At 54.4% G+C, this 25,815-nt stretch carries 30 protein-coding genes and 1 other RNA gene; 20 read left to right on the top strand and 11 right to left on the bottom strand.

The genetic code is table 11. The features are described from left to right. Window positions 1-278: 278 nt before the first annotated feature. The 9 genes from yqjA (at window position 279) to Electrica_RS02800 (ending at window position 5,139) form a co-directional block, all read left to right on the top strand. A complete protein-coding gene (yqjA, locus tag Electrica_RS02840) occupies window positions 279-941 on the top strand; it encodes a DedA family general envelope maintenance protein YqjA (RefSeq protein WP_100685504.1) in 663 nt (220 codons plus the stop codon). A gap of 2 nt (window positions 942-943) precedes the next feature. Then, window positions 944-1,327, top strand: a complete 384-nt coding sequence (gene mzrA, locus Electrica_RS02835; RefSeq protein WP_131048498.1) for an EnvZ/OmpR regulon moderator MzrA — start codon at window positions 944-946, stop codon at window positions 1,325-1,327. A gap of 149 nt (window positions 1,328-1,476) precedes the next feature. Then, window positions 1,477-1,845, top strand: a complete 369-nt coding sequence (locus Electrica_RS02830; RefSeq protein ID WP_100685506.1) for a DUF1090 domain-containing protein — start codon at window positions 1,477-1,479, stop codon at window positions 1,843-1,845. A gap of 44 nt (window positions 1,846-1,889) precedes the next feature. Next, the gene (locus Electrica_RS02825; protein ID WP_004867946.1) at window positions 1,890-2,195 is read left to right on the top strand and encodes a DUF883 family protein; all 306 of its coding nucleotides are present in this window, start codon (window positions 1,890-1,892) and stop codon (window positions 2,193-2,195) included. Between the two features lie 2 nt (window positions 2,196-2,197). After that, on the top strand, window positions 2,198-2,596 hold the full coding sequence (locus Electrica_RS02820) for a phage holin family protein (RefSeq protein WP_131048496.1): 399 nt from the start codon (window positions 2,198-2,200) through the stop codon (window positions 2,594-2,596). Continuing rightward, on the top strand, window positions 2,593-2,889 hold the full coding sequence (locus tag Electrica_RS02815) for a YqjK-like family protein (protein WP_100685509.1): 297 nt from the start codon (window positions 2,593-2,595) through the stop codon (window positions 2,887-2,889). Before Electrica_RS02820 ends, Electrica_RS02815 begins: the two co-directional genes overlap by 4 nt. A gap of 297 nt (window positions 2,890-3,186) precedes the next feature. Continuing rightward, window positions 3,187-3,579: a DoxX family protein gene (locus Electrica_RS02810; protein ID WP_004867955.1), complete on the top strand. Its 393-nt coding sequence runs from the start codon at window positions 3,187-3,189 to the stop codon at window positions 3,577-3,579. Window positions 3,580-3,656: 77 nt separating this feature from the next. Next, entirely contained in the window at window positions 3,657-4,643 is a 987-nt protein-coding gene (locus Electrica_RS02805; RefSeq protein ID WP_131048495.1) for a glutathione S-transferase family protein, read from the top strand. A 127-nt stretch (window positions 4,644-4,770) separates the two neighbouring features. Continuing rightward, window positions 4,771-5,139, top strand: a complete 369-nt coding sequence (locus Electrica_RS02800; RefSeq protein WP_100685511.1) for a DUF805 domain-containing protein — start codon at window positions 4,771-4,773, stop codon at window positions 5,137-5,139. A 38-nt stretch (window positions 5,140-5,177) separates the two neighbouring features. On the opposite strand, the gene Electrica_RS02795 is transcribed toward Electrica_RS02800, so the two are convergent. Continuing rightward, on the bottom strand, window positions 5,178-6,074 hold the full coding sequence (locus Electrica_RS02795; protein ID WP_131048494.1) for a LysR family transcriptional regulator: 897 nt from the start codon (window positions 6,072-6,074) through the stop codon (window positions 5,178-5,180). Window positions 6,075-6,178: 104 nt separating this feature from the next. Here Electrica_RS02795 and Electrica_RS02790 point away from each other — a divergent pair, with 104 nt between their 5' ends. After that, on the top strand, window positions 6,179-6,880 hold the full coding sequence (locus Electrica_RS02790) for a pirin family protein (protein ID WP_141963345.1): 702 nt from the start codon (window positions 6,179-6,181) through the stop codon (window positions 6,878-6,880). A gap of 18 nt (window positions 6,881-6,898) precedes the next feature. Further along, the gene (locus tag Electrica_RS28350; RefSeq protein WP_227699467.1) at window positions 6,899-7,072 is read left to right on the top strand and encodes a hypothetical protein; all 174 of its coding nucleotides are present in this window, start codon (window positions 6,899-6,901) and stop codon (window positions 7,070-7,072) included. Window positions 7,073-7,342: 270 nt separating this feature from the next. On the opposite strand, the gene Electrica_RS02785 is transcribed toward Electrica_RS28350, so the two are convergent. The 9 genes from Electrica_RS02785 to garL form a co-directional block, all read right to left on the bottom strand. Then, a protein-coding gene (locus tag Electrica_RS02785; RefSeq protein ID WP_141963343.1) for an IS5 family transposase occupies window positions 7,343-8,187 on the bottom strand; the annotation gives its coding sequence in 2 pieces (ribosomal slippage) (window positions 7,343-7,842 and window positions 7,842-8,187; 846 coding nt in all). Window positions 8,188-8,719: 532 nt separating this feature from the next. After that, complete coding sequence (locus tag Electrica_RS02775) at window positions 8,720-9,079, bottom strand: hypothetical protein (RefSeq protein ID WP_228267387.1); 360 nt, start codon at window positions 9,077-9,079, stop codon at window positions 8,720-8,722. Window positions 9,080-9,167: 88 nt separating this feature from the next. Continuing rightward, a complete protein-coding gene (locus Electrica_RS02770) occupies window positions 9,168-9,419 on the bottom strand; it encodes a DUF7683 domain-containing protein (protein ID WP_100685515.1) in 252 nt (83 codons plus the stop codon). Then, a complete protein-coding gene (locus tag Electrica_RS02765) occupies window positions 9,419-10,858 on the bottom strand; it encodes a colicin E3/pyocin S6 family cytotoxin (protein WP_266095175.1) in 1,440 nt (479 codons plus the stop codon). Before Electrica_RS02765 ends, Electrica_RS02770 begins: the two co-directional genes overlap by 1 nt. 121 nt (window positions 10,859-10,979) lie before the next feature. Next, entirely contained in the window at window positions 10,980-11,441 is a 462-nt protein-coding gene (locus tag Electrica_RS02760) for a hypothetical protein (protein WP_227521314.1), read from the bottom strand. A gap of 392 nt (window positions 11,442-11,833) precedes the next feature. Further along, an RNA gene (rnpB, locus tag Electrica_RS02755) (RNase P RNA component class A) lies at window positions 11,834-12,210 on the bottom strand. A gap of 32 nt (window positions 12,211-12,242) precedes the next feature. Further along, window positions 12,243-13,388, bottom strand: coding sequence for a glycerate 2-kinase (gene garK / locus Electrica_RS02750; protein WP_141963339.1), 1,146 nt, complete (start codon window positions 13,386-13,388; stop codon window positions 12,243-12,245). A 61-nt stretch (window positions 13,389-13,449) separates the two neighbouring features. Further along, a complete protein-coding gene (gene garR / locus Electrica_RS02745) occupies window positions 13,450-14,340 on the bottom strand; it encodes a 2-hydroxy-3-oxopropionate reductase (protein ID WP_100685518.1) in 891 nt (296 codons plus the stop codon). Window positions 14,341-14,366: 26 nt separating this feature from the next. Continuing rightward, window positions 14,367-15,137: a 2-dehydro-3-deoxyglucarate aldolase gene (garL, locus tag Electrica_RS02740; protein WP_141963338.1), complete on the bottom strand. Its 771-nt coding sequence runs from the start codon at window positions 15,135-15,137 to the stop codon at window positions 14,367-14,369. Between the two features lie 507 nt (window positions 15,138-15,644). Between garL and garD the strand changes: the two genes are divergently transcribed. Further along, window positions 15,645-17,216: a galactarate dehydratase gene (gene garD, locus Electrica_RS02735; RefSeq protein WP_141963337.1), complete on the top strand. Its 1,572-nt coding sequence runs from the start codon at window positions 15,645-15,647 to the stop codon at window positions 17,214-17,216. Between the two features lie 64 nt (window positions 17,217-17,280). Here the strand turns inward: garD and Electrica_RS02730 are convergent, their stop codons facing one another. Further along, window positions 17,281-18,102 carry a DeoR family transcriptional regulator gene (locus Electrica_RS02730; protein WP_131048589.1) on the bottom strand — a complete coding sequence of 274 codons (822 nt, stop codon included), beginning with the start codon at window positions 18,100-18,102 and terminating at the stop codon, window positions 17,281-17,283. Window positions 18,103-18,352: 250 nt separating this feature from the next. Between Electrica_RS02730 and kbaZ the strand changes: the two genes are divergently transcribed. The 8 genes from kbaZ to kbaY all read left to right on the top strand — a co-directional run bounded on the left by kbaZ (window position 18,353) and on the right by kbaY (window position 25,723). Beyond that, window positions 18,353-19,648, top strand: coding sequence for a tagatose-bisphosphate aldolase subunit KbaZ (kbaZ, locus tag Electrica_RS02725; RefSeq protein ID WP_228267385.1), 1,296 nt, complete (start codon window positions 18,353-18,355; stop codon window positions 19,646-19,648). A 19-nt stretch (window positions 19,649-19,667) separates the two neighbouring features. Then, window positions 19,668-20,141 carry a PTS N-acetylgalactosamine transporter subunit IIB gene (gene agaV, locus Electrica_RS02720; RefSeq protein WP_141963334.1) on the top strand — a complete coding sequence of 158 codons (474 nt, stop codon included), beginning with the start codon at window positions 19,668-19,670 and terminating at the stop codon, window positions 20,139-20,141. A gap of 10 nt (window positions 20,142-20,151) precedes the next feature. Further along, complete coding sequence (agaW, locus tag Electrica_RS02715) at window positions 20,152-20,931, top strand: PTS N-acetylgalactosamine transporter subunit IIC (protein WP_100685523.1); 780 nt, start codon at window positions 20,152-20,154, stop codon at window positions 20,929-20,931. Next, window positions 20,921-21,799 (top strand): PTS N-acetylgalactosamine transporter subunit IID, encoded by an 879-nt coding sequence (agaE, locus tag Electrica_RS02710; protein WP_015585675.1) that lies wholly within the window; start codon window positions 20,921-20,923, stop codon window positions 21,797-21,799. Before agaW ends, agaE begins: the two co-directional genes overlap by 11 nt. Before the next feature lie 17 nt (window positions 21,800-21,816). Continuing rightward, a complete protein-coding gene (agaF, locus tag Electrica_RS02705; protein ID WP_141963332.1) occupies window positions 21,817-22,251 on the top strand; it encodes a PTS galactosamine/N-acetylgalactosamine transporter subunit IIA in 435 nt (144 codons plus the stop codon). Continuing rightward, entirely contained in the window at window positions 22,248-23,381 is a 1,134-nt protein-coding gene (gene nagA / locus Electrica_RS02700; RefSeq protein ID WP_141963330.1) for an N-acetylglucosamine-6-phosphate deacetylase, read from the top strand. Before agaF ends, nagA begins: the two co-directional genes overlap by 4 nt. Before the next feature lie 299 nt (window positions 23,382-23,680). Next, window positions 23,681-24,838, top strand: coding sequence for an SIS domain-containing protein (locus tag Electrica_RS02695; RefSeq protein WP_141963328.1), 1,158 nt, complete (start codon window positions 23,681-23,683; stop codon window positions 24,836-24,838). Window positions 24,839-24,850: 12 nt separating this feature from the next. Further along, window positions 24,851-25,723: a tagatose-bisphosphate aldolase subunit KbaY gene (gene kbaY / locus Electrica_RS02690; protein ID WP_141963326.1), complete on the top strand. Its 873-nt coding sequence runs from the start codon at window positions 24,851-24,853 to the stop codon at window positions 25,721-25,723. Window positions 25,724-25,815 lie beyond the last annotated feature (92 nt).

Raw genomic sequence — 25,815 nt, 5'->3', positions numbered from 1 at the left:
GCAAACATCTATAGTGTCAGCCTGTGTAAAGACACTCGCCACCCGCCGCCGCAATCAGCAAAATCAACCCGCATCTGACTGCAATTTTTCTGACGTAAACTCAGTGCATTTGTTACAATTAGATGCATTTTGACGTTCTGAAGCGAGCTTGCGCTGATTTCACTTTTAACAGGGAACCGTTCAGAACGCACCGACAGCGACCCTAATCGAATAAGAATCTATATCGCTATACACACTGCGTTCAGGCATAACGTTAACCGCTGTACCAGGAATCGTGAATGGAACTATTAACCCAATTGTTGAATGCTTTATGGAGCCAGGACTACGAGACCCTCGCGAATCCCTCCATGATTGGCATGCTTTATTTTGCCTTATTTATGATTTTATTCCTTGAAAACGGCCTGCTTCCCGCCGCCTTTTTACCCGGCGACAGCCTGCTGGTGCTGGTCGGCGTTCTGATAGCTAAAGGCGCAATGGGTTTTCCGGAAACCCTGCTTCTGCTGACGACGGCAGCCAGCCTGGGGTGTTGGCTCAGCTATATTCAGGGCCGCTGGCTCGGCAATACGCGGATTGTGCAAAACTGGCTTTCACATTTGCCCTCCCACTACCACCAGCGCGCGCATCACCTGTTTCATAAACACGGGCTCTCCGCCCTGTTGATGGGCCGTTTTATCGCTTTCGTTCGTACGCTGCTGCCGACTATTGCCGGACTTTCAGGTCTGAGCAATGCCCGCTTCCAGTTCTTTAACTGGATGAGCGGTCTGCTGTGGGTTCTGATTCTGACTTCCCTGGGTTACCTGCTGGGTAAAACCCCGGTGTTCCTCAAATATGAGGATCAGCTGATGTCCTGCCTGATGCTGCTGCCGGTCGTGCTGCTGGTATTTGGCTTAATCGGCTCGTTAGTGGTCCTGTGGAAGAAAAAATACAGAAGCCGGAGCTGATGATGGCCATAAAAAGCCTCTCCCGATACCGGATTAGCTGGCTGCTGGGCGGTTCTGTTTTTTTGTGCGCGCTGATCTGGCTATGGCTGGCGGCGCAGCAACAGGAATCAACCCTGACTATCCACCCTGTCTCCCGGAGCGTTAGCATACCTGACGGTTTTTCCGTCTGGCATCATCTTGACGCCAACGGGATTCGTTTTAAAAGTATCACTCCGCAAGAAGACGGCCTGTTGATTAAATTTGATTCCAACGCCCAGGGCATCGCCGCAAAAGAAGTGTTGGGCCGCGCCCTGCCACATGGTTATATTATTGCTTTGCTGGAGGACGAGAATACGCCGACAGCATGGCTCTCCCGTCTGCGCGATGCGCCACACAGATTTGGATAACCAGCCAAAATTCTGAATATTTTCACGCAGTTTGGTGGTTTCTCGTTTTACTTACTATGCTTAAGACTGCGGGAGCCGCCGGGCTGACGTTTATCGACTGGATCGGGCATATCTCCCGGTATGCCCTCACACAATGGAAGGTAGCATTCATGAAATACCGCATAGCTCTGCTGCTGGTCCTGGGTTCGCTTAGCGCCAGCGCCTTTGCCAACACTCCCTGTCAGGAAAAAGAGCAGGATATTAAGCGTGAGATTAGCTACGCTGAAAAACACCACAATCAGAGCCGTATCGATGGCCTGAATAAGGCACTCAGCCAGGTCAAAGCAAACTGCAGCGACAGCCAGCTCAGAGCCGCTCATCAGCAAAAAATCGCCAGACAGCGTGAAGAGATTGCTGAACGTCAGCGCGACCTGAAGGAAGCCCGGAAAAAAGGTGATGCGGATAAAATCAGCAAGCGCCAGCACAAACTTGATGAAGCGCAGCAAGAGCTGAAAACGCTCGAGTCGCGTGATTACTAGTTAGTTACTTTTTACGTTATGGACCCACTCTACAGGAGAGAAAGATGCCTAAAGACAACGTTGCAGACGATCTGCGTGCAGAACTGAAGACTCTGGCTGATACCCTGGAAGAAGTGCTGAACTCCTCCACGGATAAGTCAAAAGAAGAGATTGGCAAACTGCGTAGCAAGGCAGAAAGCGCGCTGAAGGAAAGCCGCGTCCGTTTGGGTGAAACCAGCGATGCCATCGTCCGACAAACGCGTGAAACCGCCGCCCGCGCCGACGAGTACGTCCGCGAAAATCCGTGGACCGGTGTAGGTATTGGCGCAGCCGTCGGGCTGGTGCTGGGTGTCCTGCTGACGCGTCGTTAATTATGGCGGATTCTCAATACACGCAGGGACCGGGCAAGAGCGTTTTCGGTATTGGCCAGCGGATCATGACGCTGCTGGTTGAAATGGTGGAAACGCGCCTGCGCCTGGTGGTCGTGGAGCTGGAAGAAGAGAAGGCGAACCTCTTCCAGCTGTTTTTGATGCTGGGGCTGACGCTGCTGTTTGCCGCCTTTGGCCTGATGAGCCTGCTGGTTCTGATAATCTGGGCCATCGATCCCCAGTATCGGCTGTATGTGATGATTGCGACCACCGCCGTTCTGCTTCTCAGCGCATTAACTGGCGGCATCTGGACGCTGCGTAAAGCCCGCCGTTCGACTTTCCTGCGCTTGACGCGCAAAGAGCTGGCGGAAGACCGCGCGCTGCTGGAGGAAGAACGCCGATGAGCAGTAAACAGCAACGCGAGCAGCGCAAAGCGCTGCTGTTGCGCGAGATCCAACAGCAGCGGCTGGATTTAATCGCCAGCCGCCGCGACTGGCTTGACGCGACCGCCCCGTTAGACCGCGGCTGGCAAACCTTCCAGCACCTGCGCTCCTGGGCGGTGGTCGGCAGTGGTCTGATGGCCGTCTGGTCCGTTCGTCATCCGCGCTTTTTACTGCGCTGGACTAAACGCGGCTTCGGTCTCTGGAGCACCTGGCGCATGGCAAAACGCCTGCTGCGCCAGACATCATCCCTCTAAACCTCTTCCCGTCCCCTACTTTCTTTGTTCCGCGGCGTAAATGCCTCCGTGCATGACGCGGCTCTTCATCGCCACGGCGACCGCCGGCGACGGCGGTCATCCCTGCTCATTGCCCAGGTTACCGCTGTCTGCCGCTCGCAATCACTCAGAATCTTTGATGAAGATCTACAGTTTTCCTTGCTAACAATTCTTTTCGAGCCTCGCTACTATTCTCTCCATCGACAGCAAACCCGCGTAACTACGCAGGATTGCACCAAAAAACAAAATCGCCGCCCTTTGGGTTTTCTGGAGTAAGAAATGAAAAAATTAGAAGATGTTGGTGTACTGGTAGCACGCATTCTGATGCCAATCCTGTTTATCACCGCAGGTTGGGGAAAAATCACCGGTTATGCGGGTACTCAACAATATATGGAAGCCATGGGCGTACCGGGCGCATTACTGCCGTTAACCATTCTGCTGGAGTTCGGCGGCGGTCTGGCGATTCTGTTCGGTTTCCTGACGCGTACCACCGCGCTGTTCACCGCAGGCTTCACCCTGCTGACCGCGTTCCTGTTTCACAGCAACTTTGCTGAAGGCGTGAACTCACTGATGTTCATGAAAAACCTGACCATCGCAGGCGGTTTCCTGCTGCTGGCCATTACCGGTCCAGGCGCATTCAGCATCGACCGCGTGCTGAATAAAAAGTGGTAAGCGCACTATACTGAGTGAAGAACAAAGCGAGGAGATATCTCCTCGCTTTTGCTATCTGAAGCCTGAAGGAGGAAAAAATGGGACAATTAATTGACGGCGTCTGGCACGATACCTGGTACGACACCAAATCCACCGGAGGGCGTTTCAAGCGTTCCGTTTCAGCCTTCCGTAACTGGCTGACTGCCGATGGCGCACCGGGCCCTTCCGGCGACGGCGGCTTTGCCGCAGAAAAAGATCGCTATCATCTGTACGTATCCCTCGCCTGCCCGTGGGCGCACCGCACGTTAATTCTGCGCAAGCTCAAAGGCCTGGATCCTTTCCTTTCCGTCTCGGTAGTACACCCCCTGATGCTGGAAAACGGCTGGACTTTCGACGACGATTTTCCCGAGGCGACCGGCGATACGCTGTATCAACATGAATTCCTCTATCAGCTCTACCTGCACGCCGATCCGCACTACACCGGACGCGTCACGGTGCCGGTGCTGTGGGATAAAAAGCAGCATACGATCGTCAGTAATGAGTCGGCTGAAATCATCCGCATGTTCAACACCGCCTTTGACGGCCTCGGCGCCACCGCCGGCGATTACTACCCGCCCGCGCTGCGCGAAGAGATCGATGCGCTTAACGGTTGGATCTACGACAACGTCAATAACGGCGTCTATAAAGCCGGGTTCGCCACCAGCCAGCAGGCCTATGATGAAGCGGTCGATGCCGTGTTCACCTCGCTGGAGCGCCTGGAGCAGATTCTGGGCCAGCATCGCTATCTGACAGGCAGCCAGTTGACCGAAGCCGATATTCGTCTGTGGACTACCCTCGTGCGTTTCGACCCGGTCTACGTGACCCACTTTAAGTGCGACAAACACCGTATCAGCGATTACCCCAATCTGTATGGTTTCCTGCGTGATATCTACCAGATACCGGGCATTGCGGAAACAGTGAGTTTTCCCCACATCCGCAACCACTACTATCGCAGCCATAAAACGATAAACCCAACCGGGATTATCTCCGTCGGACCTCATCAGGATCTCAGCGAGCCGCACGGCCGGGATCGTCTGTTCCGCTAACCTGCCGGGCGCCATTCCCGGCGCCCGATATTTTCAGATCCTGAATATTTACCCGCCAGCTATTCACGTCTATTCTTATTGCGATCGCTTTAAAAACAAGTGATTGACCGTTAACCGAGGCGTAAAAATGGACTGGTATTTAAAAGTACTGAGAAACTATATTGGATTTGGCGGCCGCGCACGCCGCAAAGAGTACTGGATGTTTATTCTGGTCAACATCATCCTGACCGGCGTACTGAGCATCATCGATAAAATGCTGGGATGGCAACGCGCAGGAGGTGAAGGCATCCTGACGACGATTTATGGCGTGCTGGTCTTTTTACCATGGTGGGCGGTGCAGTTTCGCCGTTTACACGATACGGATCGCTCGGCGTGGTGGCTGTTGCTGCTGCTGATTCCGGTTATTGGCTGGCTTATCATCCTGCTCTTCAATTGCCAGAACGGTACGCCCGGCAACAACCGTTTCGGGCCGGATCCCAAACCCCTGTCATCGTGAAAGATGCGCTCCTCCCGCGGAAGGAGCGCATAGCGGATTTATTTCCCGGCAAACAGCTTAGGGATCTCGCGCAGACACCATGACTTCGCTTCGCCCATGCTGTCGCGGCGCCACGCCATAATGATGTCGATTTCATTGGTATATTCCGGGCTGACAACCCGTAAGCGCCCTTCGGCGATGTCTTTCTCGACCAGCGGATAGGGCATCGTCGCCACCCCCAGCCCTGCCAGCAGAGCCTGACGTTTATCTTCAATGGTACTGACCGTCAAGCGCGGCTGTTTGTCGAGCAGCTGTACCGTCAGAACCGGACGCTCGCGGGCGGTATCGGCCACCGCCACGCCGCGATATTTTACCCGCGTCACCTCGGAAAGCGGCTCCGGCTCCTGGTGAATGGGGTGATCCGGCGCAGCGACATAGACGTTCAGCACCGAATAGAGTTTGCGAGAGTTAATCTCCGATGAGGAACGAAAATGCATGTCCGGGGCGACCACGATATCCGCGCGCCCCTGTTCCAGCCGCTCCCATGCGCCGGCCAGCACTTCGGTAAGCACCGACAGCTGGGTATTTGATTTGGTTGCCAGCTTCTCAATCAGCGGAAAAAAGTCCAGGGTCGGAACCAGGGCTTCGGTCACGATGGTCAGATGCGTTTCCCAGCCGCGCGAAAGCGCTTCGGCATCGGTGGTGAGTTTATCGGCCGCTTCCAGCAACACGCGCCCGCGTTCCAGTAACATCCGCCCAACGTTGGTGAATTTTGTCCGATGTCCTGAGCGGTCAAACAGCACCACATCCAGCTCCTCTTCCAGCTTTTGCATGGTGTAGCTGAGGGCAGAGGGCACTCGTCCGAGTTCATCAGCCGCAGCAGCAAAGCTCCCGCGCCTGTCGATAGCGTCCATTACGCGTAACGCTTCCAGCGTTAATGCTCTCTCTCTGGCCATAGCACTCTCATTCAGGAAATTTGAATATACCGGGCAGAATATCTGGCTAACAATACAGCGTCCATACCTTTACCATTGATTTAGTGTAAAGAGAGGTCAAGAAAATGATTACTACCCGAACAGCCAAACAATGCGGACAAGCAGATTTCGGCTGGCTGCAGGCCCGCTACACCTTTTCCTTCGGACACTACTTTGACCCTAAACTGTTAGGCTACGCGTCTTTACGCGTCCTCAACCAGGAAGTTCTGGCACCCGGCGCGTCGTTTCAACCGCGTACCTACCCGAAAGTCGATATCCTGAACCTGATTCTGGAAGGGGAAGCGGAATATCGTGACAGTGACGGCAACCATGTGCAGGCAAAGGCCGGTGAAGCGCTGCTGATATCCACTCAGCCTGGGGTGAGTTACAGCGAGCACAATCTGAGTAAAGACGGTTCGCTGACGCGGATGCAGCTGTGGCTGGATGCCTGCCCGCAGCGAGAAAATCCGCTGGTGCAGAAAATGGCTATCGCCGGTAGCGGGCAACAGCTGCTCGCGTCGCCTGACGGCGCGCAAAACAGTTTACAGCTGCGTCAGCAGGTGTGGATCCACCATCTCGATCTCGCCAAAGGCGAACAGGTTGATGTCCGGCTCCACGGACCGCGCGCCTACCTGCAATCGATCCATGGAACGGTGCATGCGGTCGCCGATGAAGAAGAAAAACAGGCCCTGACCTGCGGTGACGGAGCGTTTATTCGTGACGAAGCTAACATTACCCTCGTTGCCGACACGCCGTTGCGCGCTTTACTGATAGATTTACCGGTGTAATAACGGGAGTCATGGAGTCTGTCAGTGAGTAAGCATAAGAAGAAAGCAAAGAAAGTCGTATCGTCGCCCGAGCCGCTGTTAACGGAGCCAACGCAGGTCGTCAGTTTTGGTTATGAACAGATGCTCAGCGAACTGGAAGCCATTGTTTCAGAAGCCGAGATGCGGATTCAGGATGAAGAAAGCGCCGCCTGAACGGTCACCTTCGGAAATAGCAAAACGCCCTGCTTAGCTTATCCTACGCAGGGCGTTTTTGAATGAGTTGAAGCTGACTGATAAGCCGGTTTCGTTCAACCATACGTCAGGTATCTACGGCGCAGGGGTTGTCTTGTGTCGCAGACTGTATCTCACTTTGTGTCTCAGAGCAAAGCCCGCTAAGAGACGTGCCTTTTACACCCAACTATGTTTTATCGCCAGCATCAAAATCCCTGAGATTACAAAAAATACTATACTAGGCTGTGTCCTTTAATTGCATAATTTTTTGTAAAACAGTCTAATGCAACCCAGTTTCACCATCGCCAGATAATTCCTCGCCGTTTTGTCGTAACGCGTGGCAATGCGACGGTATTCTTTCAGACAGCCAAAACACCGCTCAACAACGTTGCGATTACGATAAGCATCACGATCAAGCTGTGAACGACCATCTGCTGCCATTTTTTCATTAGATTTCCGCGGGATAACCACTTTTATCCCTTTTCGTTTCAGCTCATTGCGAAGCGCATGTCCTGAGTAGGCTTTGTCAGCCAGCACCGCATAACCACGACGTTTCATGCTGCCGTTCTGGCGCTGAACACCAATTCCGTCCAGAAGGCGTAATGCGAACTGGCTTTCGTGAGCCTGTCCGGGACTCAGCACGATATTTAACGGGAGACCGCCTGCATCCGTCGCCATATGGATTTTGGTGCCAAAACCACCGCGAGAGCGACCCAGCCCATGATCTCCGGCGATATCGGGATGTTTTTTTGCGCGCCGGCGGCGCACCTGAGTGCCCGGATATTGCTGCCATCCAGCGCAGTAGCTGACCAGTCAACGAGGCCGTGAGCATCAAGAGAAGAAAGCAACCTGTTGAAAATAATATTAATCACACCCGACTTAGACCACCGGTTAAAGCGGTTATATACGGTTTTCCATGGGCCGTATCGTTCAGGTAAATCACGCCATGGGGCACCAGAGCACAACACCCAGAACATGCCATTGATGATCATACGATGCTCCGCCCATGGGCGTCCGGCCCGTGGTGTTGCAGGTTGAGCGGGCAGTAAAGGCTGGATGATATCCCATGCTTCATCGGGAAGGTCGTAGCGGGCCATAGTTCAATATGTTGTAGAAACAGATGGTTACTATAGCTCAGACGATTAAGGGACACAGCCTAGTCAGACCAAGAAGTGCCTCTACATAAAATGGTCTGATAATCCGTTTCGGTAGTCCCCGGATGAAATCTTTATCATCATTTTTGGTCAGTATTGAGCTTTTATTCCACAATAGCGGCATAAATATGAACTGCGTTTTTATGCCGTATGCGCCCTTGAAGTAAAGTGAGTTAACGTTCTCGAACAGTAATACGGCATCGGGAAGGCAGCCAAACTTCTCTTTGTATAGCTGACAGACCTCTTTAAATCTTTTCCTGTTCAGAAGTGAGGCTATTACACTGGCAATGATGAACACAGTACCAAGGCAAGTAGCCACGAGGAATACTTTATCTGGAGTATTAATCATTGCTGCTTACCTTGTATAAAAGCTCGCCGGAGTACTCTCCTACCGCAGATAATGCCTTATCACTACCGTATGCTATACCACCACTTACGCCGATCGTGCAGAGCAAGGCACCTGCGCCGCCAGCCTCTATTGTTGCAGCCCCCAGTACCACTGCGCAGATTGAACTTGCTGCGCTGCCTTGGATAATTCTGCTTGCCAAAGCCCCCCAGCTAAGCTACCTGCAAACTCACCAATGGAAGTAAACGAGATTTTGGCGCAATCCCGCCCTACGGTGCAGGCTTCAGTGATCTTTGCGGCAGTATCCAATGCTGAAAGGCCAATGCCGATCTTCCCGGCTGTTTCCATCCATTTGACGTATTTCGCCAGCTTCTCGATGTGTGTCGCGTAACCTTCGATATCGCTAACGCCTGTTTCATTCCACCGATGAGTGATTGAACGGCTGGAGAGGCCAAGAGCACTTTTCAGGTCAGTGTATTCATTGAACATGAAGCGGTACTTCCACAGAATTGATTATCATCACTTTTCTACATTTCTGGTTGAGTCAGCTAGACTGGTTTGCTTTTTGAGCCAAGTGTCAAATTTCTCCGGCCGAAAGTTGCAGGGTAAGATCACTGGAGTAAAATGTCCTACCTAGCAATACCTCCAAAAGAATGGCTTGTTCTTTGTTGATATTGTAAACACCAATACCATGCATGAAATCAGCTTTATCCTCAGCGTTTAATCCCATAATTTCGGCTAATGTATTGGCATTTTTTTCTGGTATATCGATTTCAAAAAGTAAATTTTCATCTACCTTGCTGTAAGCATCAATTGTGTAAACTATCATTATTTCTCCACCTTTCTGGTTGGATTAGCAGGTTTTGTTTGCTCTCCAGTAATATGATTGAACTCGCCTAAGTGATTGCGACCAGAACGATCATACACCTCGACTGTGCCATGCTGTGAATCCCATTCATAAATTTTCCCCTCAGAATCTTTCCATCTATTTCGCAATTTCCCACCACCTTTCACAGGGGTTTTAGCCTGTGCTTTTTTTGCATCAGGGAATGCCGGCAACGGCGGATTTTCTTTTGGAGGTGTATGGTATTTGTGAGCCGCGTTTAGATAGATATAAACTGGGTCAAAGATCCCGGCTGGATGTACAAGAATATAATCCCGGAAGGAGCGTTCTCCCGGTGCGGGTGTTTCCGTTGACCACGGGCTGTCGATTTCACTTTCCGGGTAAACCAGCACGTTCGGCGGAATGTAGACGTTATCCTGCTTGCCAGTGTTGGAAGGTGAAGCATATCCAGGATCATCTGGTGTCCAGACAATAATCGGTTTAGTTGCACCATCTTCCCAGAATTCGTAATTCCCCGTAGTGGTGTTCTTCTGAAGCATACGCACCGGAACTTTATCCCGCCCGCCTCTGGCGCTGACGTGGAATCCTTTCGGTCTCATGGTGCCGTACTGGTCAGCCTCCCAGCGAAAACGCACGCGGGTTGGAACATCTTCTTTTTTCTGTGCTGCCTGTTCAAGGCGCATCCTGTCGATATAGTCCTGCTCGCCGCTGTTGAGTTTTGGCGAGTAGAACATACCGAATAGAAAAACTGTTGAGGGGTTAGGCGTAATCCAACGACCAGCGGCAGTAAGGTTCCCGCCGATTTTTTGCAATGTCGCATACCCGGCCTCAGTCGTCGCACCTGTCGTAATCCCGGCAGTTGTCGCGGCTCTTGCTGTTGCCGTTCCTGCTGTCACAGCGGCTTTAGTTGTATCCGGGGAACTGAAAAGGCGCTTATACCACGGGCGGTTGTCTTCTGGTGGTGGTGTTGGTTCAGCTGGTTTGTGTTTCTTTGCTGCCTGTGCATGCTGAACGGGTTCTTCTTCTGGTTGTTCCGCTTGAGGAGTTGCACAGTAATAGCCAGCATGACCGAAATTATCAACGGATTCCTGATCGGTCCCTGCGTCGGTGCAACCTTCCCCCCGTAGACAGGATTTTGCAAAGACAGGTAATGCACTCATCGCTGCCGCAGCGGCGGCGGCGGCGGCGGCGGCGGCTTTATTTACTGGTGGTTCTAAAACACCGAAAGGATCATTGACCTGCACCGTTCCGGGGGCGATAAGGAAGTTTGAGCCCATCGGGCAATCGCAGTGAATGACCGAACCATCTACGGCGACAGCTTCGCCATTCGTTTGTCGGTGATCGCCGGTAATAATTACCCCTACTTCCCCGCATTTCGGGCAAGGTGTGGTCTTATCACCAATGTAGAGTTTTAACTTGCCCATGACCGACATACCGGGGCGAGCGGCAATACATTGTGCGCCTGTTGAGGTTTTATCCCCGTGTAGCCCAACATTTTTACCGTGAACCGTACAGCCTCTGTTTACCGATGCCATAGTGACCGCCTTATTTCAGAAAGTTTTCTGGTAAGGATTCTCCGGCCCGGACTGACCTTCTGACACTTCCCTGAGGGCTACTGATTATTTCGTCGCCGTTATCGAGTGAACTACCAACAAGAGCGACGGAGTCACCAGAAGTATTTCCTGCCCCGGTGCTAATCTTCGCGGAGGCTCCATCCGGATAACGAACCTCATCACCCACAAGAGAAACATTTAGCCGTACACCGCCCTCAATTTCGATCTGCTGCCCGTTGTATTCACTGAAAACCGTTCCTCCATCGCGTGTTAAGCTGCCTTCTGTAGCGACCAGATAAGCGGCTGTAACTGGATGAGCGAGGTTGTAGTCATTTCTTTCAGCGATCAGGCTACGGGCTTCTTCGTTCATTTCCGCGAGCTGCTCAGCTGTGAATGGTGACTGGTCAAAGGCTGCCAGTATTTCGGCGGTAAGTTCATTAGTGTATTGCTGCATAAGTCCCTCTGCTTGTTGTGAATTTTCCCTCATACGTAATCTATTGTACAAATAACGCCCACACCAAGGAAGTTATTTTCAATAAAAATAAAACGCAATTTCAAAATATTCGTTGCATGAATATTTCGTAGATTTTCATCCGGTCTGTGAAATATCAAAGAAAGGACTTCATGGATGATGTGATTGTCCCGCTTCAGAGCGGCGGAGGCGAAAGTATCTTGGGTGGGTACGATGATGACTAGTGAAAAAGGGTATTGCTCATTGAACGAGTTGAAGCTAACCGCTAAGACGCTTTGTCTTTAGGGATAGCGTCGTGGACAGTCATTCATCTTTTTTTATTTCTATGCAATAAGCAAAAACCCCCGCCATTACTGACGGGGGTTTTCGGTGAATGAGGAAGCTGACCGATAAGCCGGGTTCTGTCGTGGACAGTCATTCATCTAGGCCAGCAATCGCTCACTGGCTCAAGCAGCCTACCCGGGTTCAGTACGGGCCGTACCTTGTGAACCCCTATTTGGCCTTGCTCCGGGTGGAGTTTACCGTGCCGCGAACTGTTACCAGTCGCGCGGTGCGCTCTTACCGCACCCTTTCACCCTTACCTGATCCCGCTTGCGCGGGCCATCGGCGGTTTGCTCTCTGTTGCACTGGTCGTGGGTTTCCCCCCCAGGCGTTACCTGGCACCCTGCCCTATGGAGCCCGGACTTTCCTCCCCTCCGCCCGTCTCCCCCGAAGAGGACGACGACGAAGCGGCGACTGTCTGGTCAGCTTCGGCGCGAAGTATAAAAGGTTTACCGCCGGTTGTCATCCTTCCATCACAATCCCGACCTGCAAAGTCGCGGCAACATTCCGTGAAGCGCGATAAATATTGTCCGACGCGCCGCGAAAGGCCTCCTCCAGGCTCGTAATAGTGGTCAGCACGCTGAATACCGCGTCGATGCCATACTGATGTACCACGCCGACATCGCGGGCCAGGCTACCGGCAATACCAATCACCGGCTTATGGTATTTTTTCGCCACGCTCGCGACGCCGACCGGCACCTTACCGCTAATGCTTTGACTGTCGAGCCGTCCTTCACCGGTCACCACCAGCGAACAGTCAAGAATATGCTCTTCCAGATTCAGCGCCTGGGTCACAATCTCAATACCACTACGTAATTCAGCATTCAGAAATGCCATCAGCGCCGCGCCCATGCCGCCTGCGGCACCGGCTCCGGCGACCTCTTTGACATCGACGCGCAGGGTTCGCTTAATGACATCGGCATAGTGCTCAAGATTACGATCCAGCTCGAGGATCATCGCTTGCGTCGCTCCTTTTTGCGGGCCGAAAATCCACGAAGCGCCCGTCTCGCCAGTCAGTGGGTTAGAGACATCGCAGGCCACGCGAATTGAACATCCCTGCAAACGAACATCCAGCGCCGACAGGTCAATCGAATTCAGGCAGGCAAGACTGCCACCGCCGTCGCCAATATCCACGCCGTTCGCGTCGCGAAGCCGCGCGCCCAGCGCCTGCACCATCCCTGCCCCCCCGTCGTTGGTCGCGCTGCCGCCAATGCCAATAATGATATTTCTCGCCCCATGCTCCAGCGCCTGCAAAATCAGCTCACCGGTGCCGCGCGAGGTCGTCAACAGCGGATTACGCTGCGCGGGAGGCACCAGCCCCAGCCCGCTGGCCGCCGCCATTTCAATAAATGCGGTTTGACCATCCCCGGAAAGCCCCCAGCAGGCATCAACCGGTACACCCAGCGGCCCCGTCACACACGCGCTCATTTTGGTTCCCTGGGTCGCGGCGATCATCGCCTCAACAGTCCCTTCTCCGCCATCGGCGAGCGGAACCCTCACGTAGAGCGCATCGGGGAAAATCTCCCGAAAACCTTTTTCTATAGCCTGTGCAACCTCAGTGGCCGAGAGACTTTCTTTATACGAGTCTGGGGCGATTACGATTTTCATAGTGATTAGCCTGACAGTGCCGCGCAAGGCAAGAATGACAGGGCGTCCTGCGCCCTTCTTGTTAGCGAGTGACTTCCACTTTCGCCAGTTTTTCGTAGTAACACGCAAGCGCGCTGTGGTCGGCGGTACCCAGACCGTCCGCGCGCAGCGCCTGCATCATCTCCATCACCGCCGCGGTCAGCGGCAGCTGTGCGCCCACCCCGTGGGAGGTATCCAGCGCATTCGCCAGATCTTTGATATGCAAATCGATACGGAAACCCGGTTTAAAGTTGCGATCCATCACCATGGGCGCTTTGGCATCCAGCACGGTGCTGCCGGCCAGACCGCCGCGGATTGCCTGATACACCAGATCCGGGTTCACGCCAGCTTTGGTCGCCAGGGTCAAGGCTTCAGACATGGCCGCAATATTCAGCGCCACGATCACCTGGTTGGCCAGCTTGGTCACATTACCGGCACCGATATCGCCGGTATGCACGACAGAGCCCGCCATCGCTTTCAGCAGGTCATAATATTGGTCAAAAATCGCTTTATCGCCGCCAACCATGACGGACAGAGTAGCGTCGATGGCTTTCGGCTCGCCGCCGCTGACCGGCGCATCCAGCATATTTACGCCTTTCGCCTTTAGCGCATCGCTGATTTCGCGACTCGCCAGCGGCGCGATAGAGCTCATATCAATCAGCACGGTGCCCGGCTTCGCCCCTTCGATAATGCCGCCGTCGCCCAGCGCCACCTCTTTCACATGCGGGGAGTTCGGCAGCATGGTAATGATCACCTCACACTGTTCAGCTATCGCTTTCGCCGAAGCGGCGGTTTCAGCGCCTGCGGCAATCACTTCTGCGATGGCTTGCGGATTACGATCGGCAACCACCAATGAGTAACCCGCTTTGAGGAGGTTTTTACTCATGGGTTTACCCATGATGCCAAGGCCAATAAAACCAACTTTCATTGTCATGTCTTTCTCTCTTATTCCGGTGACGGTTATTTCTTAAAGGAATCAGCCAGTTTCTGCGTGGCGGAGCGGAATACGCCCAGATCGCTGCCGACGGCGATAAAGGTCGCGCCCCATGCCAGATAGCGGCGCGCATCCGCGTCTACCGGCGCCAGAATGCCGCTCGGCTTGCCGTGCTTTTTCGCGCTCGCAAAGATGTGCTGGATAGCCTGCTGGACCTGCGGGTGAGAGGCGTTGCCCAGATGTCCCAGCGCGGCGGCCAGGTCGCTTGGGCCGACAAAAATACCGTCGACGCCCGCCGTAGCGGCAATCGCATCAACGTTGTCCACCCCCTGCTGGCTTTCAATTTGCACAAGGATGGTGATGTTTTGGTTCGACTGCGCGAAGTAATCCGGCACCGTGCCAAACATGTTGGCGCGGTGCGACACGGAGACGCCGCGAATCCCTTCCGGCGGATAGCGCGTGGCGGCGACGGCGTTGATCGCTTCTTCTTCGCTTTCCACGAACGGGATCAGAAAGTTATAGAAACCAATATCCAGCAGGCGCTTAATGATCACCGGTTCGTTGGTCGGTACGCGCACAACCGGCGCGCTGACGCTGCCTTTCAGCGCCATCAGTTGGGGGATAAAGGTAGAGATATCGTTCGGCGCATGTTCGCCGTCCAGTACCAGCCAGTCGAAACCGGCCAGGCCTAATACTTCGGTGCTGATGGGGCTGGCCAGAGCGGACCAGCAGCCAATTTGAATCTGATGCGCCGCCAGCGCCGCCTTAAATTTGTTGGGAAAGATATCGTTATTCATCACTTATACCTTGTCGCTTAACCGTTAATTATTTCTGCAGTTCCATATATTGAATGTCGCCGACAATAAACGGGGGATAATTCATTGCCATCAGGCCAGACATCCGCCGAAGATTCGCGCTGCGTTGAATCAGAGCCTGTCGCTTCATTTATTTATTATTGGCGGATCTCTTAATGTATAAACCGCGATAAGAAGCATATATTTACTCATCCGGCGCATAGTAAGCATGACTCAGTATAATCAGCTCACGACAATAGAACACCGTGCATAAACCCCATAAAATAGAATAAATAATCATTAAAATTGTGCATACGCCATAATCAGTGGGCGCTGATGCACAGTTCCATGGATTGCCCCCGGCAGCGGATTTGCTCCCGCAACAATGAGTGACTGGGATCACACATCTCAAGCAAAACACCTGACATTCTTGGCCCAGGAAATTCGTTCATCAGAAACTGAATAGCCGTTTTATTTTATTATTCGCACCTTGCTGGAGAATACTGGACAATGGCTGACATTGAAATCAGACAAGAATCGCCGACGGCGTTTTATATAAAAGTACACGAGACGGATAATGTAGCGATTATTGTTAACGATCGAGGTTTAAAGGCCGGAACGCGTTTCCCTGATGGGCTAACGCTCATCGAGCATATTCCGCAAGGTCACAAAGTGGCATTGGTTGATATTCCCGTGCACGGTGAAATCCTCCGCTATGGCGAAGTCATTGGCTACGCGGTGCGTGATATCCCGCAGGGTAGCTGGATTGACGAATCGCTGGTCGAACTGCCGAAGGCGCCGCCGCTGAACACGCTGCCGTTGGCAAACAAAATTCCGCAGCCTTTGCCTGCGCTGACCGGCTACACCTTTGAAGGGTATCGCAACACCGATGGCAGCGTCGGAACCAGAAACCTGCTCGGTATCACGACCAGCGTGCACTGCGTCGCCGGCGTCGTCGATTATGTGGTGAAAATTATTGAACGAGACCTGCTGCCGAAATACCCGAATGTCGACGGCGTGGTCGCTCTCAACCACCTGTATGGCTGCGGCGTGGCGATCAACGCCCCGGCCGCCGTGATCCCCATTCGCACAATCCATAACCTCGCGCTGAACCCCAATTTCGGCGGTGAAGTCATGGTGGTGGGGCTCGGCTGTGAAAAGCTCCAGCCGGAACGCCTGCTTCAGGGCAGCGAGGATGTCGAGCCCGTCGCCGTCGACAGCGCCAGTATCATCCGCCTGCAGGATGAACAGCATGTCGGGTTCCAGTCAATGGTTGACGATATTTTGCAGGTAGCGGAACAACATCTGGCAAAACTGAATGCCCGTCAGCGTGAAACCTGTCCGGCTTCTGAACTGGTGGTGGGCATGCAGTGCGGCGGCAGCGATGCCTTTTCCGGGGTGACCGCCAACCCGGCGGTCGGCTATGCCTCCGACCTGCTGGTCCGCTGTGGCGCAACCGTCATGTTTTCTGAGGTGACTGAAGTTCGCGATGCTATCCATCTGCTGACGCCGCGGGCCATCAACGAAGAAGTGGGTAAGCGTCTGCTCGAAGAGATGGCCTGGTACGATAACTATCTCGATTCAGGTCAAACCGATCGCAGCGCCAACCCTTCCCCCGGCAATAAGAAAGGCGGCCTGGCGAACGTGGTGGAAAAAGCGCTGGGCTCGATCGCCAAATCCGGCAAGAGCGCGATTGCCGAGGTCCTCTCACCGGGTCAACGCCCAACCAAACGCGGCCTGATCTTCGCAGCGACGCCGGCCAGCGACTTTGTCTGCGGCACTCAGCAGGTTGCTTCCGGGATTACGGTCCAGGTGTTTACAACCGGGCGCGGCACGCCATATGGCCTGGCCGCCGTGCCGGTCATCAAGATGGCAACCCGTACCGAGCTGGCAAACCGCTGGTATGACTTAATGGATATCAACGCCGGGACTATCGCCACCGGCGAAGAGACGATTGAAGAGGTTGGCCAGAAGCTGTTCGGGTTGATTCTTGATGTCGCCAGCGGCCGCAAGCAAACCTTCTCCGATCGGTGGGGCCTGCATAATCAACTGGCGGTCTTTAATCCGGCGCCGGTGACCTGATTGCCCGTCGGGCGGCGCGACGCCAGCCGCCTGACCGCAGACTCTCTTCCCTCAGGAAGGGGGTCTATGCCGCCTCCTGGCGCTTCACCAGCCGCACATCAATCCCGCTCTTACGCAGTCCTTCCAGGCTTTCCGTCGGAATCCCTTCATCGACAATAATCATATCAATGCGTTGCGTATCGATGATCTTATGCAGGCTCGAACGATTAAATTTGGTGGAATCGGTGACGACAATAATGCGTTCCGCCACTTCACACATCCGTCGGTTCAGGCGGGCTTCATCTTCATTGTGGGTGCTCACACCGCGATCGAGGTCGATGGCGTCGACGCCAAGAAAAAGCATATCGAAGTGGTAATTCAGCAAAGACTGTTCGGCCTGATCGCCATAAAACGACTGCGACTGACGGCGCAGATGTCCGCCGGTCATTAACAGTTCTACCCCTTCGGCAGCCAGTAGCGCATTCGCCACATTCATCCCGTTGGTCATCGCAATAATGTCCGAATGCTGATGCAGCATGCGGGCGATTTCATAGGTGGTGGTCCCGGAGTCGAGAATAATGCGATGCCCCGGCTGAATCAGTTCTACCGCCGTCCGCGCAATGCTGCGCTTCACTGCGGTATTGAGCGAACTTTTATCTTCCACCGACGGTTCGGGAGCCGGCATGGTCCCATCGCAGATCAGCGCGCCACCGTAGGCGCGAACCGCAATCCCCTGTTTTTCAAGGAAGGCCAGATCGTTGCGAATGGTGACCGTCGAGACGCCGTATAAAAGGGAAAGATCGTTCACCTGCACGCTTCCCTGCTGCCGTAAGCGCTGGATAATCTGCTCCCGCCTTTCACTGGTGCCGCTGGTGCGCTTATCTGCAGAAGAGTCGCTGCCGCTCATAAGTATTCCTTTCATCAAATCTTTCGTTTCATTTCGATTCCCCTATTAACACCTTTCTTTTAGCGGAAAGCAAGCCCCACAACGCCAGGGGGAAGCGTAACGCCCCTCGCTGAAACCTTTCATTATGTTTCTTTTGTGAAACAGATCGGAAAACTATTATCTTTCGTTTTATTTTTACACCACCATGAAGCAGTATTAAATGAAATAAAACGAAAGATTAATCTCATTACCATCCGAAATGGAGAGGAAAGTGAAACATCTGACAAAAATGGTGGCGCAGCATAAACAAGGTGGGGGCAACGGTATTTATGCCGTCTGTTCCGCCCATCCACTGGTACTTGAGGCCGCCATTCGTTACGCCCGGGCGCAGCAGACCCCGCTACTGATTGAAGCCACATCCAATCAGGTCGATCAGTTTGGCGGTTATACCGGCATGACGCCGGCTGATTTCCGCGGCTTTGTCCACCAGCTCGCCGATTCGCTCGATTTTCCTCAATCACAGTTGATCCTCGGCGGCGATCATCTTGGGCCCAACCGCTGGCAAACCCTGCCTGCTGCCCAGGCGATGGCGAATGCCGATGATTTAATAAAAAGCTACGTCGCCGCCGGTTTTAAAAAGATCCACCTCGATTGCAGTATGTCCTGCGAAGGCGATCCGTTACCGCTAACCGATGACATCGTCGCCGGACGCGCCGCGCGGCTGGCTCAGGTGGCGGAAGAGACCTGTCGCGAACGTTTTGGCGAATCTGACCTGGTCTACGTCATCGGCACCGAAGTCCCCGTCCCAGGCGGGGCCCATGAAACCCTGACCGAACTACAGGTCACGACGCCTGATGCCGCGCGTGCGACGCTGGAAGCACATCGGCATGCCTTTGAGCTACGCGGGCTGACCCACATCTGGACACGTATCGTCGGGTTAGTGGTACAGCCCGGCGTCGAATTCGATCACACGCATATCATCGACTATCAACCCCTGCGAGCCAAAGCGCTTAGCGCCATGGTTGAAGACTATGACGCGCTGGTCTTTGAAGCCCACTCGACCGATTACCAGACGCCGCAGGCGCTGCGGCAGCTGGTTAAAGATCACTTTGCTATTTTGAAGGTTGGCCCGGCGCTCACCTTCGCCCTGCGTGAAGCGTTGTTCTCACTGGCGGCAATCGAGGAAGAACTGCTGCCTGCGAAGGCCTGCTCCGGACTGCGTCAGGTGCTGGAAAACGTGATGCTCGATCGCCCGGAATACTGGCAAAACCACTATCACGGCGATGGCCATGCGCGGCGTCTGGCGCGAGGCTATAGCTATTCAGACCGCGTGCGCTACTACTGGCCGGATAGGCAAATCGATGAGGCGTTTACCCGCCTGGTGCGTAATCTCGCGGACTGGCCGCTCCCGCTGCCGCTCCTCAGTCAGTATATGCCGCTGCAGTACATCAAAGTTCGCGAGGGCGATCTCAAGGCGGAGCCGCGAGAACTCATCCTCGATCACATTCAGGACATACTGCAGCAGTACCACGCCGCCTGTGTGGGCATGACGTCCCATAACGCATAACAACGAAGAGGAAAACGCGATGCCAAACATTGTCTTAAGCCGTATTGATGAACGTTTGATCCACGGTCAGGTGGGTGTCCAGTGGGTCGGATTTGCCGGAGCGAACCTGGTACTGGTGGCCAATGATGAGGTTGCTGCAGACCCGGTACAACAGAACCTGATGGAAATGGTCCTGGCGGAAGGGATCGCCGTACGATTCTGGTCACTGCAAAAGGTTATCGACAATATCCACCGCGCCGCCGATCGACAAAAGATTCTGCTGGTCTGCAAAACACCCGCCGATTTCTTACGCCTGGTCGAAGGCGGCGTTCCCGTCACACGTATCAACATAGGCAATATGCACTACGCCAATGGCAAACAACACATTGCCAAAACGGTTTCTGTAGACGCTGACGATATTGCGGCGTTTAACGGCCTGAAGGCCGCCGGGGTGGAATGCTTTGTTCAGGGCGTTCCGACAGAACCCGCTTTGGATCTCTTTAAACTACTCTGAGGGATTCATAATGGAAATCAGTCTGTTGCAGGCATCTGCGTTGGGCATTCTGGCCTTTATTGCGGGCCTGGATATGTTCAATGGCTTAACACACATGCATCGCCCGGTGGTGCTCGGCCCGCTGGTTGGCCTGATTCTCGGCGATCTGCATACCGGTATTTTAACCGGCGGTACGCTGGAACTGGTCTGGATGGGGCTGGCCCCGCTGGCCGGTGCTCAGCCGCCAAACGTGATTATCGGCACCATCGTCGGCACCACCTTTGCCATTACCACCGGCGTGAAACCTGACGTTGCCGTCGGTGTCGCCGTGCCCTTCGCCGTCGCAGTACAAATGGGGATCACCTTCCTGTTCTCGGTGATGTCAGGCGTGATGTCCCGCTGCGACCGTATGGCAGCGAATGCCGATACCCGCGGTATTGAACGGGTGAACTATCTGGCGCTGCTGGCGCTGGGGGTTTTCTATTTTCTCTGTGCTTTTCTGCCGATCTATTTCGGCGCGGAACATGCGAAAACGGCCATTGATGTCCTGCCTGAGCGCCTGATCGACGGTCTCGGGGTGGCTGGCGGCATTATGCCTGCTATCGGCTTCGCCGTGCTGCTGAAAATCATGATGAAAAACGTCTATATCCCCTATTTTATCATCGGTTTTGTCGCCGCAGCCTGGCTGAAGCTACCGGTGCTGGCCATTGCCGCCGCGGCGCTGGCAATGGCGCTAATAGACCTGCTGCGTAAATCTCCTGAACCGACTGCATCTGCGGCACAGAAAGAGGAATTCGAAGATGGCATCTAATCAAACCACTCTGCCAGGCGTCTCCGCCCCTGAAGAGACGCTGCTTTCCGGCGTGAATGAAAACGTCTACGAAGACCAGAGTCTCGGTGCGGAGCTGACGAAAAAAGACATTAACCGCGTCGCCTGGCGCTCCATGCTTTTGCAGGCCTCGTTCAACTATGAACGTATGCAGGCTTCAGGCTGGCTGTACGGTCTGCTGCCGGCGTTGAAAAAGATCCATACCAATCAACGCGACCTGGCGCGAGCCATGAAAGGGCATATGGGGTTCTTCAACACCCACCCTTTCCTGGTGACATTTGTTATCGGCATCATTCTCGCCATGGAACGCTCCAAGCAGGATGTCAACAGCATTCAGAGCACCAAAATTGCCGTGGGTGCCCCGCTCGGCGGGATTGGCGATGCAATGTTCTGGCTGACGCTACTGCCCATTTGCGGCGGGATTGGGGCCAGCCTCGCGCTACAAGGCTCTATCCTCGGCGCGGTGGTGTTTATTGTGCTGTTTAACGTGGTCCATCTCGGATTGCGCTTTGGTCTTGCGCACTACGCGTATCGTATGGGGGTGGCGGCGATCCCTTTGATTAAAGCCAATACCAAAAAAGTCGGACACGCGGCGTCGATTGTTGGCATGACGGTCATTGGCGCGCTGGTGGCCACCTATGTCCGCCTCAGCACCACGCTGGAGATCACCGCGGGTGATGCGGTGGTGAAACTGCAAACCGATGTCATCGATAAACTGATGCCGGCGTTTCTGCCGCTGGTTTATACCCTGACCATGTTTTGGCTGGTGCGCCGCGGCTGGAGCCCGTTGCGCCTTATCGCGCTCACCGTTGTGCTGGGCGTTGTGGGTAAATTCTGCCACTTCCTGTAAAGACAAAGAGGTATTCGATGTTAGGCATTATTTTGACGGGGCATGGCGGCTTTGCCAGCGGTATGGAAATGGCGATGAAGCAAATTCTGGGTGAACAATCGCAGTTTATTGCTATCGACTTTCCAGAAACCTCAACCACGGCCCTGCTGACTGCGCAGCTTGAGCAGGCAGTCAACGCACTGGATGCGCAGAACGATATCGTTTTTCTGACCGATCTCCTGGGGGGAACCCCCTTTCGCGTAGCCTCGACGCTGGCAATGCAAAAACCCGGGCGCGAGGTGATTACCGGCACGAATTTGCAGCTACTGCTTGAAATGGTGCTGGAACGAGAAGGGCTGAACAGCGAGGCGTTTCGCCTGCAGGCGCTGGAATGCGGGCATCGCGGGTTAACCAGTCTGGTCGATGAACTGGCGCGCTGTCGCGAAGAAAAACCGGTTGAGGAAGGAATATGACGCACATTCTGCGTGCCAGACGCTTGCTAACCGAGCAGGGCTGGCTTGCCGATCATCAGCTTCGTATGGACGCGGGCGTAATCACCGCCATCGAGCCCATCCCGGTTGGCGTCACCGCTCGCGATGCCGATCTGCTTTGCCCGGCCTACATCGATACGCATGTTCACGGCGGCGCGGGCATGGATGTGATGGACGAGGCAGCGGAAGCACTCGACAGGCTGGCGATGTATAAAATTCGCGAGGGAGTGGGAGCCTGGCTCCCCACCACCGTCACCGCGCCGTTGCAGGCCATCCACCGTGCGCTGGAACGTATCGCCCGGCGCACGCTTTCCGGCGGCCCCGGCGCCCTGGTACTGGGGAGCTATCTTGAAGGCCCCTATTTCACGCCAGAGAATAAAGGCGCCCATCCCCCTGAGTTGTTCCGTGAACTGGATATCGCCGAGCTGGATACGTTGATTGCTCGCTCCCGGAAAACGCTGCGGGTCGTGGCCCTGGCGCCGGAAAAAGCGGATGCCATACGGGCGATTCACCATCTTAAACAGCAGGGTATCCGCGTCATGCTGGGCCATAGCGCCGCTACCTATGCACAGACCCAAGCGGCATTTACCGCAGGCGCCGATGGGCTGGTGCATTGCTACAACGGCATGAGCGGATTACATCATCGGGAGCCTGGGATGGTCGGTGCCGGGTTAACCAGCCGGCACGCATGGCTGGAACTTATCGCCGATGGCCATCATGTCCACCCTGCCGCCATGCAATTGTGTTGCCGCTGCGCCAAAGAGAGGCTGGTCCTGATCACCGATGCGATGCGGGCAGCTGGCATGCCGGATGGCCACTATTCGCTGTGCGGCGAAGAGGTAGAAATGCGTAAGGGCATCGTACGTACCGCTGCCGGTGGCCTCGCGGGCAGCACGCTCTCTCTTGATGCCGCCGTTCGCAACATGGTTGAACAAGCAGGGGCCGCGCCAGAAGAGGCCATTCATATGGCATCGCTCCACCCTGCTCGTCTGTTGGGTATCGACGATCGGCTGGGATCGCTGCGGACGGGAAAGTGCGCGAACGTTATTGCGCTGGATGACAACCTGCATCTGCAAAAGATCTGGGTTCAGGGACAGGCTCTCCCTCTTTAATCCTTTCGTTATGCATCACATTGGCCTTCGACCTGGTGCCGAAAGGCCTTTCCTTTTCTTTCTAAAATAGCGACAAACAGATAATAAAATTAAATAAAACATTATTTATCATAGTGTTAAAAACAAAATTCTCTTAAAGGTCACAGTTTTCGTTTTATTTCCAACTGCTTTCGTTGAACTTTCGATTTCTTTCCTATAGATTTTATCTAACTGACCACATGAATAAGTGAAACGAAACGAAAGATAGCGACATTTTTGCCAGCGTCTGATGTGGAATTCACACGACTAAGGACCGAGTTATGCCTGAAACCTATACCGCCGCCTGTGCCTCGACTGGCACCTGGACTGAAGCAGAGATTCGTCAACAGCCCTCCTGTTGGCTTCGCTCACTCAACAACATCGACAATAATCGTGCAACGATCGACAGCTTCCTCGCCCCGCTGCTGCGGAAAAACGATCTGCGGATTGTCCTGACTGGTGCTGGCACTTCTGCCTTTATCGGCGAGATCATCGCGCCCTGGCTGTCGCGCCAGAGCGGAAAAAATATCAGCGCGATCCCGACCACTGACCTGGTCAGCAACCCCATGGACTACTTTAACGCCGCGCATCCGCTGCTGCTGGTCTCCTTCGCCCGCTCCGGCAATAGCCCGGAGAGCGTCGCCGCCGTTGAGCTGGCCAATCAGTTCGTACCGGAATGCTACCACCTGTCGATTACCTGTAATGAAGCCGGCAACCTGTACCAAAATGCGGTGAACAGCGATAACGCCTTTGCGCTATTGATGCCGGCAGAAACACACGACCGCGGCTTCGCAATGACCAGCAGTATCACCACCATGATGGCAAGCTGCCTTGCGGTATTCGCACCGGAGAAGATCAACAGCAAAACCTTCCGTGACGTGGCGGATCGTTGCCAAACGATCCTCACGTCGCTGGGTGATTTTAGCGATGGTGTATTTGGTGATGAGCCGTGGAAACGGATCGTCTATCTTGGCAGCGGCGGATTACAGGGCGCGGCGCGTGAATCGGCCCTCAAGGTCCTGGAGCTGACCGCCGGCAAACTGGCGGCATTTTATGACTCTCCGGTCGGCTTCCGCCACGGCCCTAAATCGCTGGTGGATAGTGAAACGCTGGTGGTGGTGATGGTGTCCAGCCATCCCTATACCCGTCAGTACGATCTCGATCTACTGGCCGAACTGCGTCGCGACAACCAGGCCATGCGCGTGGTGGCGATAGCCGCCGAAAGCGCTGCCGCTGTCAAAGCTGGCCCACACATCCTTTTACCGTCGGCTTCCCGCGTCTTCAGCGATGTTGAGCAGGCGTTCTGCTTTCTGATGTACGCCCAGACATTTGCGCTCGCACAATCTATCCGCGTTGGCAATACGCCGGATACCCCTTCCGCCAGCGGTACGGTTAACCGCGTGGTGCAGGGTGTCGTCATTCACCCCTGGAATGCTTGAGAGGAACGCATCATGAGTATTATTTCAACAAAATATCTCCTGCTGGACGCCCAGGCAAAAGGCTATGCGGTCCCGGCATTCAACATTCATAACGCCGAGACGATCCAGGCGATCCTCGAAGTCTGCAGTGAAATGCGATCGCCGGTGATCCTCGCAGGGACGCCGGGCACGTTTAAGCACATCGCGCTGGAGGAGATCTATGCACTATGCAGCGCTTACTCCACCACCTACGACATGCCGCTGGCGCTGCACCTCGATCATCATGAATCGCTGGAAGATATTACCCGTAAAGTGAATGCCGGCGTCCGTAGCGCCATGATCGATGGCAGCCATTTCCCGTTTACTGAGAATGTCCGGCTGGTGAAATCTGTCGTGGATTTTTGCCATGCCCGTGATTGCAGCGTAGAGGCAGAACTCGGACGCCTGGGCGGCGTGGAAGATGACATGAGCGTTGATGCTGAAAGCGCTTTTCTGACCGATCCGCAGGAGGCAAAACGGTTTGTTGAACTGACCGGTGTTGACAGCCTCGCGGTGGCTATCGGCACCGCCCACGGACTCTATAGCAAAACGCCAAAAATCGACTTCCAGCGTCTGACGGAAATCCGTGAGATCGTGGATGTACCGCTGGTGCTGCACGGCGCCAGCGACGTACCTGACGATTACGTCCGCCGCACCATCGAACTGGGGGTGTGTAAAGTCAACGTCGCCACCGAGCTAAAAATCGCCTTCGCCGCGGCGGTCAAAAAATGGTTCGCCGAAAATCCGCAGGGTAACGATCCTCGCTACTACATGCGCGTCGGTATGGATGCCATGAAAGAGGTGGTCAGACACAAAATCACCGTCTGCGGCTCAGCCAGCCGTCTACTGCTGCCCGCTGAAGCCTGATCGCTTTCGCAGGCGGTCATGATACGCCTCTGTCCCACAGCGTTATTCCCGACAGGATAACGCTGATAAAACGAAAACGAAGGACCTCTGCC

Origin of the sequence: Klebsiella electrica (genome assembly GCF_006711645.1) — a bacterium.
Taxonomy (GTDB): Bacteria; Pseudomonadota; Gammaproteobacteria; order Enterobacterales; family Enterobacteriaceae; genus Klebsiella; species Klebsiella electrica.
Note: the sequence above shows the minus strand (reverse complement) of the source record. Positions and strands in the feature narration are given on the sequence as shown.